A 12,324-nucleotide genomic window follows, 5' to 3' on the forward strand; every position below is an offset into this window, starting at 1 on the left:
GCCCATGAAACGCGGGGTCGTTCCGAAAAGAAGGTTGGTTGCCGTTGCGGCAGACCTCCATTCCAGCCTAACTCGGGGCACGATTCAAGCGATTCAAGGGCGGCCACGGACAGTTCCGTTGACATAGGTGAAAGGGTTCCCTTGGAGCCCAGCTTCTTAGGACGCAGTCCTTTGACCTATGCCAGCGGGGCTGCCGGTACTTGCCGCCTCCCTCCGGCGCCAGCCACGGAAACGTGTCGCCAGCACGCGCAATCTTCGGATTCTGCCTGCCCCACGCCCTGGCCGCGCCGATCATCCACCCGTTCCTCGAGGCGTCTCAACGCCCGGGAGCCGGGCAGTCTGCTCCTGCGATGCCCGCTCAATAATCCCAAAGCGATGTCACAAACCGTACTCACTGATACTTTTTTCACCAATTTCGATCTTCATCCGCTGCTGCAGCAAGGCCTCGACGAGGCCGGCTTCACCCGCTGCACGCCGATCCAGGCGCTGACCCTGCCAGTGGCCCTCGTGGGCCGCGATGTGGCCGGCCAGGCACAGACGGGCACGGGCAAAACCTGCGCCTTCCTGGTGGCGACGATGAACCGCCTGCTGACCACCTCGGCCGTGGCCGAGCGCAAGGACAGCGATCCGCGTGCCCTGGTGATCGCCCCGACCCGCGAGCTGGCGATCCAGATCGAGAAGGACGCCAAGGCCGTCGGCCGCTACACCGGCCTGCGCACTGCGCTGATCTATGGCGGCGTCGACTATGACAAGCAGCGCCAGCAACTCAAGGACGGCTGCGACATCATCATCGCCACGCCGGGCCGTCTGCTCGACTACTACAAGCAGCACGTATTCAGCCTCGACGCCGTCGAGGTGATGGTGATCGACGAGGCGGACCGCATGTTCGACCTCGGCTTCATCAAGGATGTGCGCTTCATCTTCCGTCGCCTGCCGGCGCGCGAGCAGCGCCAGGTGCTGCTGTTCTCCGCCACCTTGAGCCATCGCGTGCTGGAGCTGGCCTACGAGCACATGCACAACGCCGAGAAGCTGGTGGTGGAGACGGAAAACGTCACCGCCGACCGCGTGCGCCAGCTCGTCTACTTCCCGGCCAAGGAAGAGAAGATGCCGCTGCTGCTCAACCTGCTCGACCGCACCAAGGCCGAGCGCAGCATCATCTTCGTCAACACCAAGGCGGCCGCCGAGCGCATCACCGATCGGGTGAAGCGCCAGGGCTACCGCGTGGGCGCGCTGTCCGGCGACGTGCCGCAGCTCAAGCGCCAGAAGCTGCTGCAGCGTTTCCAGGAAGGCCAGCTCGACATGCTGGTGTGCACCGATGTAGCCGCCCGCGGCCTGCATATCCCGGCGGTCAGCCACGTCTTCAACTACGACCTGCCGCAGGATGCCGAGGATTACGTGCACCGCATCGGCCGTACCGCACGCCTGGGCGCCGACGGCGACGCGATCAGCTTCGCCTGCGACCTGTATGCGATGTCGCTGCCGGATATCGAGACGTATATCGGCCAGCGCATCCCGGTGGCAAACATCGAGCCGGACATGCTGGTGATGCCCAAGCCGCGCGAGCAGGACGCCCAATTCATGGCCGACGTCGCTGCCGATAGCGCCGCGTTCGGGGACAAGGTCGAAGCACGCGAGAAGGATGGTTCGCCGAGCAAGCGTCCGCGCAGCCGCAACGATCGCGGCCGCGATGGCGAGCGTCCGGCCCGTAGCGACAAGCCGCGTGAACCGCGCAAGCCGCGGGTCGAGGTGGCTGCCGAGGAAGCCGTCGTCGCCGTGGCAGCGCCCGCCGAGGCCAAGCCCGCAGTAGAGAACGGCGAGGCGGTGGATGCGGCGGAGCGCAAGCGCCGCCGTCGCCGCGGTGGTCGTGGTCGTCGCCGTGACGGCGATGCGCCGGCTGTGGAGACGGCAGCGAGCCCAGCCGCCGAGAACGGCCGTGCTCCGTGTGGCGAGCGTCGCTCATCCCGTGAGCGCGGCGGTGCGGACACCGGGCATGCGCGTCCTTCGCGCCAGGTGGCGATCACCTCCGGCGTGTCGAACGAGCAGCACTCGCCGAAGAAGGACGGATTCTTCCGTCGCTTGAGCCGCTTCTTCACCGGTCGCTAGGTCTTCGGATCGGCGGCGCACTTGCGTCAAGCTGTCGCGGGCCTAACCCGCGGCAGCCGATCGACAGAAAGCGCCTGACCTTCGCGCGTGCATCCCTTATCCTTCCCGCAAGGGCTCTTAGGATCGGGGACACGCGGTGATCCGCTTTGATCAAGTCAGCAAACGCTACGAAGGCGGCCACGAGGCCCTGTCGCAGCTTTCCTTTGAAGTGGCGACAGGCGAGATGGCCTTCGTCACTGGCCATTCCGGCGCCGGCAAGAGCACCTTGCTCAAGCTGCTGGGGCTAATCGAACGTCCCTCGCACGGCGTGATCACGCTGGAAGGGCAGCACTTGGGCAAGATCGGCCGCAGCGGCATTCCCAAGCTGCGCCGCCGCATCGGCATGGTGTTCCAGGACCATCGCCTGCTGATGGATCGCACCGTATTCGCCAATGTCGAGCTGCCACTGATGATCGGCGGCATGGCCCCGGTCGAGCGCAGCAAGCGCGTGCGCGCGGCGCTGGAGAAGGTGGGCCTGCTGGCCTATGAGCGTCAGTTGCCTGCCACGCTTTCCGCTGGCGAACAGCAGCGCGTCGGTATTGCGCGCGCCATCGTGGCCAAGCCCATGCTGCTCATTGCCGACGAACCCACCGGCAATCTCGACCCCACGCTGGCGGTGGAGATCATGGGCTTGTTCGCCGAGTTCCAGCAGGTGGGCACCACCGTGCTGGTGGCCAGCCATGACCTGCCCTTGATCAAGCGCATGCGCAAACGCGTAGTGGTGCTCGATCACGGCCGCCTAGTGGCAGACGTCGCCGCGCAGGAGGTGCTGTGAGCACGCAGCCCCAGATTCCGCTCAAAGAGACCCCTCTCAACGAAAGCCCGCTGCTTTCCGAAACCCAGCCGCGTGGCGGGCGTAAGCGTACGCGCCCGGTAGCGAGCTGGCGCGAACACCATGGCTGGAGCGCGGCGGCCAGCCTGCGCCGCTTGATGTCGCGCCCGGTGGGCACCTTGCTCACCGTGGCGGTGATGGCCATCGCGCTGGCCTTGCCGCTGACCTTCTATCTCCTGCTGGGCAATGTGCAGAAGATGGGCGAGGCCCTGGGGCAGAACCAGACGGTCAGCATGTTCCTGCAGCCGAGCCAGGGCGGTTCTGCGGCGGAGTTGGTGGCCAAGAAACTGCGCGACCGCCCCGACGTGGCGGCCGTCAAGATAAAGACGCCGCAGCAGGGCATGGACGAGCTAGCCAAGATGCAAGGCTTTTCGGGCGCGCTGCATACGCTGGAAAACAACCCGCTGCCGTATGTACTCGAGGTGCTGCCTGCACCGGACGTCAGCGCCGATGGCGTCGAGCGTCTGGTCGCGGACATGCGCGGCATGCAGGGCGTGGATCAGGTGCAGGACAGCGGCACCTGGCGCCAACGCCTGGAAGCCTTGCTTGGCGTAGGCCAGCGCGCGGTGCTGATTCTTGCCGTCCTGCTGGCGCTGGCGGTGCTGCTGGTGGTCGGGAACACCATCCGCGTGGATATCGCCAGCCGCAGCGAAGAGATCGGCGTGCTGATGCTGGTGGGCGCGAGCCGCGCCTTCGTGCGCCGCCCCTATCTCTATGCAGGCATCTGGTATGGCCTGTTCAGCGGCGTACTGGCGGCGGGTTTCGCGGTACTGGTCGAGCTTTCGCTGGCCGATCCGGTCGCACGGCTGGGTCATGCCTATGCCGGCAAGCTGCACATCGATGTGCTGCCGCCATGGCTGCTGGCGTCGGTGCCGGTGGCCGCGGCCGTGCTTGGCTGGCTTGGCGCACGCCTGGTGAGCGCATGGCAGCTGCGCAAGGCCGCCTGAACCGTGCGCGGGCTCACGCCCGCGTCGGAGGTGTAATGAGAGGGTTGCGTAGCCGGTGCATGCTGCCGGCCATCGAGCTGACAGTGCAGGGTGATTGCGCTGAGATTTTGCCGACAGGGAACGCCGGCCAAGACGTGGATGACAGGGGATGAGTGCGAGTTTCAGCAGTCGCGTGATGGGGGCGGCGCCCAGGGTGCTGGTCGTCGACGGCTCCAAGGTAGTGCGCCAGTTGATTGCCCGTGTGCTCAAGGCCGAACTACCCGAATCCGAGGTAATCGGCTGCGGCACGGGCGCGGAGGCGCACGCCTTGCTCGACGGCGGCGCCTTCGATTTCATCACCATCGCGCTGCGTCTTCCCGATATGGATGGCCTCGAGTTGGCGCGTCACGTGCGCGAATCGGCAGCGCAGGTCTATGTGCCCATCGTGGTGGTCTCGGGCGATGTCGATGACCGCCTGCATCGCCGCACCCTGGGCGAACATGTCACCGACTATTTCGACAAGTCGCTGGGTTTCCAGGCGCTGGCCGAATTCATTCGCGGCTACGTGCGCCCGCAGGACCGGGCCGAAGGCGACGTGTTGTACGTCGAGGATAGCCGCGTGGTGGCCTTGGCCACCCGCCGCATCCTGGAGAAGCACGGGCTTACCGTGCACCACGTAGTCAGCGTTGAGGATGCGCTGGTGCTGCTGGATGCCGCCAAGGCGCAAGGCGCGGTGGGCGCCGACATCGTGCTTACCGACGTCAGCCTCAAGGGCGAACTGACCGGCGGCGACCTGCTCGAGCGGATCCGTCGCGAATACGGCTACGGCAAGGGCCGCCTGCCGGTGCTGGTGATGACCGGCGACGAAAATCCGGTGAACCAGGCCGCCTTGCTCCGCGCTGGCGCGAACGACCTGGTCGAGAAGCCGATCGAGGAAAAGCTGCTGATGACCAAGCTGTTGTTCCAGCTGCGCGTGTCGCGGCACCTGCGCGAACACGACGAAGCGGCATGACCGAGGATAAGGTCAAGCTGGAACCCTCCTGGAAGGCGCGCATCGGGGACTACCTGGCGCGGCCCGATATGCAGGCCCTAGGCGAATTCCTGCGCGCCGAAAAACAGGCCGGCAAGGTGATCTACCCGCCAGGGCCCGACATCTTCGCCGCCTTCGACCACACCCCGTTCGACGCTGTGCGCGTGGTCATCCTGGGCCAGGACCCGTACCACGGCCCGGGGCAGGCGCATGGGCTGTGCTTCTCGGTACGCCCGGGCGTGCCCTCACCGCCCTCGCTGCAGAACATCTTCAAGGAAATCCAGCGCGATCTGGGTTTCCCGGCGTCGGACCACGGTTGCCTCACGCCCTGGGCCGATCGCGGCGTGCTGCTGCTCAATAGTGTGCTGACGGTCGAGCAGTCCTTGGCCGCCTCGCACCAGGGCAAGGGCTGGGAAGGCTTCACCGATGCGGCCATCGAGGCCTTGAACCGGGAACGGGAAGGGCTGGTGTTCATGCTCTGGGGCGCCTACGCCCAGCGCAAGGGGCAGTTGATCGACCCGGCCCGCCATTGCGTTCTGAAGTCGGTGCACCCATCTCCCTTATCAGCGCATCGCGGTTTTATCGGCTGCGGGCACTTCTCGTCGGCGAACCAGTACTTGGAAGCCCACGGGGTCGCCCCCGTGGACTGGTCCCTGCCGCCACGCTCTCAGCTCAGCTGAGTGGCCGTTCACGCCTTCTGAACCGCCCGGACGGCACAGTGAGCCTCCCCCCATTCGTCACACTGGACGAATGCCCCGCATTCCTGTACGATGCAGTTCACTAAAGGGACCGGAACCATATCGGTCCTTTAGCACTCGTACTACCTGAGTGCTAAGCTCATCCCTCACAGGAGATTCCACACATGTCTCAAGCTTTGGTGACCGCCAACCTGCCGGTGCCGAGTGTCGTCGGCAGTTTGGATGCGTATATCTCGGCCGTCCATCGGATTCCGGTGCTCAGCCAGGATGAGGAGCAGGCGCTGTCGCGCCGCTTCAACGGCGAGAATGATTTGGAATCGGCGCGCCAGCTGGTGATGTCGCACCTGCGCTTCGTGGTCCATGTGGCCCGCGGCTACAACGGTTACGGCCTGCAGCTGTCTGACCTGATCCAGGAAGGCAATATCGGCCTGATGAAGGCCGTGAAGCGCTTCGACCCCGACCAGGGTGTGCGTCTGGTGAGCTTTGCGGTGCACTGGATTCGCGCCGAAATGCACGAGTTCATCCTGCGCAACTGGCGCATCGTCAAGGTCGCCACCACCAAGGCGCAGCGCAAGCTGTTCTTCAACCTGCGCAAGAGCAAGAAGCGCCTGGGCTGGATGAACGCCGAGGAAGTGCGCACCGTGGCCAAGGATCTGGGTGTGCCGGAAGCGACCGTGCGCGAGATGGAATCGCGCCTGTCGGGCCGTGACATCGGTTTCGAAGCCCCGGCGGATGCCGACGAAGACGCCAGGCCGGCGCCGGAAGCGTTCCTGATCGACGAGGGTGCGGACCCGTATGAGAACGTGTCCGACGCCGACCATGCCGACAACCAGCTCGGCACGCTGTCGGCCGCGCTCAAGAACCTGGACGCGCGCTCGCGCGACATCATCCAGCGCCGCTGGCTGGACGAAGACAAGGCCACCCTGCAGGACCTCGCCGACGAGTACGGCGTGTCGGCCGAGCGTATCCGCCAGGTCGAAGCCAATGCGATGAAGAAGATGCGCGGCCTCTTCGCCGCCTGATCGCTGCGATCGGCGTACCATGCCAACGGCCCCCTGTGGGGCCGTTTGGCTTTGCGGAGACATGGTCGCTTCCGTGCCCCTTAACCGGATGTTCGGTCCACTAAGCCATGCCCAGAGTTCTGGTAATCGAAGACGACGAAACCACGGCGCGAGAAATCGTTGCCGAACTCCATGTGCACGGCATGCTGGCCGAATGGGTCGCGAACGGCCGCGAGGGTTTCGATCGCGCGTCCCAGCATGACTACGACCTGATCACCCTGGATCGCATGCTGCCCGGCATGGATGGCATCGACGTGGTGGCCGAGTTGCGGCGCGTGCAGATCGACACGCCGGTGCTGATGATCAGCGCGTTGAGCGATGTCGACGACCGCGTGCGGGGTCTTCGCGCGGGTGGTGACGACTACCTCACCAAGCCGTTTGCGCCCGACGAAATGGCCGCACGCGCCGAAGTGTTGCTGCGCCGTCGCCAGCCGCAGGCGGCACAGCGTCTGCGCGTGGCGGATCTCGAGCTGGATCTAGTCAGTCACCTCGCTTACCGCAACGGCCAGCCGTTGGCCTTGTTGCCGACGGAATACCGGCTGCTCGAATTTCTCATGCGTAATTCGGGTCAGGTGCTGACCCGCGCGATGATCTTCGAGACGGTGTGGGGCTTCCATTTCGATCCCGGCACCAACGTCATCGACGTCCATATCGGCCGGCTGCGGCGCAAGATCGATGGTGGGGGACAGCTGGCGCTGATTCACACGGTGCGCGGCACGGGCTATATGCTCACGGCCGCGCACGACACCTTGCCGGTGGCAACATGAACGCACGTCCCAACGCCTGGCACTCGACCACCTCGCGCCTGATCCTTATCTACGGCGCCTTGTTCGCCGTGTGGGGCTTCATCCTGGTAGGCGTTATCCAGTGGGAGACGACCCGTTACCTCAACGGGGTGATCGACCAGGTGTTGCTGCAGCGCATGCATTACATCGCCTCGACCGATCCCGCGCGCATGCCGGCGACGGTGGATGCCGCCAGCGCCATCGATCCGCACGGCATCATGTCGGTGGGGCTGTTCGATCGTGATCATCGCCCAGTGGCCGGCAATATCGACCGCCTGCCGACCTCGCTGGCGCAGGACGGCCAGGTGCACCTGCTCCAGCATGGCCTGCCGCGCCCGGACCGCGATGCCGAGCACGTTGGTGCGCGCGGCCTGGCAAGCAGGCTTCCCAATGGCGACATCCTGGTGATCGCCAAGGACACCAGCACGATCGATGGCCTCGGCGCCATCATTCGTCGCGCGCTGTTGTGGGGCATCTCGTTGACCATCATCCCCGGCCTGCTGGGCGGATTCCTGTTACGGCGTGGTCCGTGGAAGCGCATTCGCGCACTGCAGGAGGCGACCGATCCGATCCGTCAGGGCGACCTCTCCAAGCGCTTGCCGGTGAGTCGACGTGGTGACGAACTGGACCAGCTGGCCGCCATCGTCAACACCATGCTGGGTGAGATAGAACGGCTGATGAGCGAAGTGAAGGGTGTGTGCGACAACATCGCGCACGACTTGCGCACGCCGCTTACGCGCTTGCGTGCTCGTCTATACCGCACGCAACAACAGCTCGAAGGTCGGCCCGAGGAGGCCTTGCTGGAAGCGAGCATGGTGGATATCGATGCGGTACTGACGCGCTTTCGCGCCTTGCTGAGAGTCTCCGAACTGGAGGACCGCAACCGCGCCGCCTGCTTCGACGAGGTGGATATCGGCCACGTGCTGCGCCAGGTGCACGAGTTCTATGCGCCGGTGGCGGAAGACCGCGGCCAGCCGTTCGAGCTGGACGTGCAGCCGCTGGCGCCGATCCGCGCGGACGCGCATTTGCTATTTGAGGCGTTGGCGAATCTCGTCGGCAACGCGATCAAGTTCACGCCGCCGGGCGGCAAGGTCAGTTTGCGCGCGAGCATGGACAAGCGTGGTCCGCGGGTGGACATCATCGACAGCGGTCCGGGCATTCCTGCCGATGAGCGCGATGCGGTGACACGCCGCTTCTACCGCGGCGACAACAGCCGCACGACGGCGGGCTCAGGGCTGGGTCTGAGCATTGTCAGCGCGATTGTGCGCCTGCATGGCTACGCGCTGGATATCGGTCAGGCGAGCACGGGTGCGCGTCTCACGCTGTATTGCTATCCGGTGGCACCGGGCGAGAAGCCCGGAACCTGTCTGTCGCGAGCGGTGCCGGAAGTGACGCCTCTGACGGCGTGAGGGGTGTTTGCTCCTTCTCCCCAAAGGACAGAAGGAGCTCGCAGCAAAAAAGGCCGCGCCCGCCCGCCAATATGAAATTATCTTCATCCGCGCGGGCCACTCTTGGGAGCATCCGCGTGCGAAAATTTGCGGCGACGCATCATTTCGCGCACGGAAGTCCCCCGCATGCTTGGCATCGTCCGGATCGCGCTTACGCGACCCTATACCTTTGTTGTTTTCGCGCTGCTCATCCTGATTTCAGGAGTCATGGCAGCAGGCCGTACGCCGACCGATATTTTTCCGGATATCAATATTCCGGTGATTGCTGTCGCGTGGCAGTTCACCGGCATGACGCCCGACCAGATGGCCGGCCGCATGAATACGCCGTTTGAGCGAACGCTGACCACTACGGTCAACGATATCGAGCATATCGAGGCGGAATCGATCAACGGCATGGGCATCACGAAGATCTTCTTCCAGCCGGGCGTGAACATCGCCGTCGCCAATGCCCAGGTCACCGCCATCTCGCAAACCCTGATCAAGCAGATGCCACCGGGCGCGACGCCCCCGTTGATCGTGAACTACAACGCCTCGACCGTACCCATTCTTCAGTTGGGACTGTCGGGCAAGGGGCTTAGCGAACAGCAATTGGGCGATCTCGGTCTCAACCTGCTACGCCCGCAGCTGGTGACGGTGCCGGGTGCGGCGATCCCATACCCCTTCGGCGGCAAGACGCGCCAGATTACGTTCGATGTGGATCCCGCTGCCTTGCAGGCGCGCGGCCTGTCGACCCAGGACGTGGCCAATGCGCTGGCGTCGCAGCAGCAGGTCAGCCCGATCGGCACGCAGAAGATCGGCAAGTACGAATACGTGATGGATCTCAATAACTCGGCCGACCACGTGCAGGAGCTCGAAGACCTGCCGGTCAAGACTGCCAACGGCACCACCATCTATATCCGCGATGTGGCGCATGTGCGCGACGGCGCGCCGCCGCAGACCAATATCGTGCACGTCGACGGCGTGCGTTCGACCCTGCTGTCGGTGCTGAAGAACGGTTCCACCTCGACCCTGACGATCGTTGCGGATGAGCGCGCCAAGGTAGCGGCGATGAAGGACGCGTTGCCGGACAACCTGACGGTGACGCCGATTGGTGATCAGTCGTTGTTCGTGCGCGCTTCGATCAATGGCGTGGTTCGTGAAGGCATTATCGCGGCGGCGCTGACCAGCCTGATGATTCTGTTGTTCCTGGGCAGCTGGCGCTCGACCCTGATCATCGCCACGTCCATTCCCCTGGCCGTGCTGGGTTCCGTGTTCACGCTGTCGGCCATGGGCGAGACGCTCAACATCATGACCCTGGGTGGCCTGGCGCTGGCGGTGGGCATCCTCGTTGACGAGGCCACGGTGACCATCGAGAACATCAACTGGCACCTGGAGCAGGGCAAGGATGTCGTCACCGCGATCGTCGACGGTTCGGCGCAGATCGTGGTGCCTGCCTTCGTCTCGCTGCTATGCATCTGCATCGTGTTCGTGCCGATGTTCTTCCTGCCGGGCGTGTCGCGCTATCTGTTCGTACCGATGGCGGAGGCGGTGATCTTTGCGATGATCTTCTCCTTCATCCTGTCGCGTACGCTGGTGCTGACCATGGCCAAGTACCTGTTGCAGGCGCATCCGCCGACCGCCGATGAGCATGGCCAGCACTTGCCGTTGCCGCCGCCGAAGACGGCGCTGGGTCGTTTCCAGCGGGGCTTCGTTGACCGTTTCGAGCGCTTTCGCGCCGGCTACATGGGCCTGCTCGACTTGGCATTGCAGCATCGCAAGGTGTTCGTGCTGGGCTTCCTCGGCTTCGTGGTGCTGTCGTTCGCGCTGCTGCCAGGTCTGGGCAGCAACTTCTTCCCCGACGTCGATGGCGGTCAGATCCTGGTGCATGCGCGCGTACCGGTGGGTTCGCGCGTGGAAGTGACGTCAGCCCAGTTCGCCGACATGGAAAAGGCCATCCGGCAGATCGTTCCACCGGACGAGTTGGATACGATGATCGACAACATCGGCCTGTACAGCAGCTCGATCAACACCATTTACAACAACACCGGCGAGATCGGCGAGCAGGATGGCGACATTCAGATCTCGCTGAAGGAAGGTCATCGTCCCAGCGCCGAGTACGTGAAGATTCTGCGCGAGAAGCTGCCACGCATGTTCCCGGGTACAGTGTTTTCGTTCCCGCCAGCGGACATCGTCAGCCAGATTCTGAACTTCGGTTCGCCGGCGCCCATCGACTTGCAGATCCGCGGCTATCATCTGCCTGCCAACTTCGTGTATGCGAATCAGTTGTTGAACAGGATTCGCCAGATTCCCGGTGTGGCCGATGCGCGCATCCAGCAGTCGCAGGCGGAGCCCACGTTCAAGATCAAGGTGGATCGCACGCGTGCGCAGTTGCTTGGGCTGACCGAGGGCGATGTCACCAGCAGTCTGGTCGCCGATCTTTCGGGTACCTCACAGGTGGCACCGACGTTCTGGCTGAATCCCGACAATGGCGTGACCTATCCGATTTCGGCCCAGGTACCGCAGTACCGGCTCGATTCGCTGGCCTCGTTGAGCAATTTGCCGATCACCTCGAAGAGCGGCGGCAGTCCCCAGGTGCTTGGCGCGCTGGCTGATTTTTCGCGCTCGCATAGCGACACCGTCGTGAGCCAGTACAACATCCAGTCGATGGTGGAGATTTTTGCCACCACGCAGGGGCGCGACCTGGGCGCGGTGGCTGCCGACATCCAGAAGGTGCTTGACGACACCGAGAAATTAAAGCCCAAGGGCGCAACGGTCGCACTGCTGGGTCAGGTGCAGACGATGCACGCTGCTTACTCGGGTCTGCTATTCGGCCTGCTGGGCTCGATCGTGCTGGTCTACCTGTTGATCGTGGTGAACTTCCAGTCATGGTCTGACCCGTTCGTGATCATTACCGCCTTGCCCGCCGCGTTGGCTGGCATCGTGTGGATGCTGTTCATCACGCACACCACGTTGTCGGTGCCGGCGCTGACGGGCGCAATCATGTGCATGGGTGTGGCTACGGCCAACTCGGTGCTCGTGGTGAGCTTCTGCCGCGAACGGCTCACCCACCATGGCGATGCCACCCTGGCGGCACGCGAGGCGGGATTCGTGCGCTTCCGTCCGGTGCTGATGACCGCCCTGGCCATGATCATCGGCATGGTGCCGATGGCGCTGGGCCTGGGCGATGGCGGCGAGCAGAACGCGCCGCTGGGCCGGGCCGTGATCGGCGGCCTGCTGTTTGCCACCACTGCCACGCTGATCTTCGTTCCCGTGGTTTTTTCCATCGTGCACGCGCGGCGTGGCCGCGCGCCTGATTCGGCCGTCATTGCCGGAGAGCCTGTCCATGTATAAGAGCCTGTATTCATATGCCAAGTACCCCGCGTTGCGCCTGAGTGGCCGCCACGCGGCCGTGCTTGGCGCAGC

General features: G+C 64.4%; 8 protein-coding genes and 1 pseudogene. All 9 read left to right on the forward strand.

Annotation, left to right across the window (positions count from 1 at the left end):
• The first annotated feature begins 375 nt into the window (after positions 1-375).
• Positions 376-2,080 (forward strand): annotated as a pseudogene (locus tag ACT01B_RS02930) (DEAD/DEAH box helicase).
• A 159-nt stretch (positions 2,081-2,239) separates the two neighbouring features.
• Positions 2,240-2,917, forward strand: coding sequence for a cell division ATP-binding protein FtsE (gene ftsE, locus ACT01B_RS02935; protein ID WP_445145903.1), 678 nt, complete (start codon positions 2,240-2,242; stop codon positions 2,915-2,917).
• A gap of 50 nt (positions 2,918-2,967) precedes the next feature.
• Positions 2,968-3,921, forward strand: a complete 954-nt coding sequence (gene ftsX, locus ACT01B_RS02940) for a permease-like cell division protein FtsX (RefSeq protein WP_445147410.1) — start codon at positions 2,968-2,970, stop codon at positions 3,919-3,921.
• 148 nt (positions 3,922-4,069) lie between these two features.
• Positions 4,070-4,912 (forward strand): response regulator, encoded by an 843-nt coding sequence (locus ACT01B_RS02945; protein ID WP_445145904.1) that lies wholly within the window; start codon positions 4,070-4,072, stop codon positions 4,910-4,912.
• Positions 4,909-5,610: a uracil-DNA glycosylase gene (gene ung, locus ACT01B_RS02950; protein WP_445145905.1), complete on the forward strand. Its 702-nt coding sequence runs from the start codon at positions 4,909-4,911 to the stop codon at positions 5,608-5,610. The genes ACT01B_RS02945 and ung overlap by 4 nt, the downstream gene beginning before the upstream one ends.
• 182 nt (positions 5,611-5,792) lie before the next feature.
• Positions 5,793-6,650: an RNA polymerase sigma factor RpoH gene (gene rpoH, locus ACT01B_RS02955; RefSeq protein ID WP_445145906.1), complete on the forward strand. Its 858-nt coding sequence runs from the start codon at positions 5,793-5,795 to the stop codon at positions 6,648-6,650.
• Between the two features lie 107 nt (positions 6,651-6,757).
• The gene (locus ACT01B_RS02960; RefSeq protein WP_445145907.1) at positions 6,758-7,456 is read left to right on the forward strand and encodes a response regulator transcription factor; all 699 of its coding nucleotides are present in this window, start codon (positions 6,758-6,760) and stop codon (positions 7,454-7,456) included.
• Positions 7,453-8,883 (forward strand): ATP-binding protein, encoded by a 1,431-nt coding sequence (locus ACT01B_RS02965; RefSeq protein WP_445145908.1) that lies wholly within the window; start codon positions 7,453-7,455, stop codon positions 8,881-8,883. The genes ACT01B_RS02960 and ACT01B_RS02965 overlap by 4 nt, the downstream gene beginning before the upstream one ends.
• A 165-nt stretch (positions 8,884-9,048) precedes the next feature.
• Positions 9,049-12,252 carry an efflux RND transporter permease subunit gene (locus tag ACT01B_RS02970; protein ID WP_445145909.1) on the forward strand — a complete coding sequence of 1,068 codons (3,204 nt, stop codon included), beginning with the start codon at positions 9,049-9,051 and terminating at the stop codon, positions 12,250-12,252.
• Positions 12,253-12,324 lie beyond the last annotated feature (72 nt).

The organism is Dyella sp. Tek66A03, assembly GCF_052567735.1.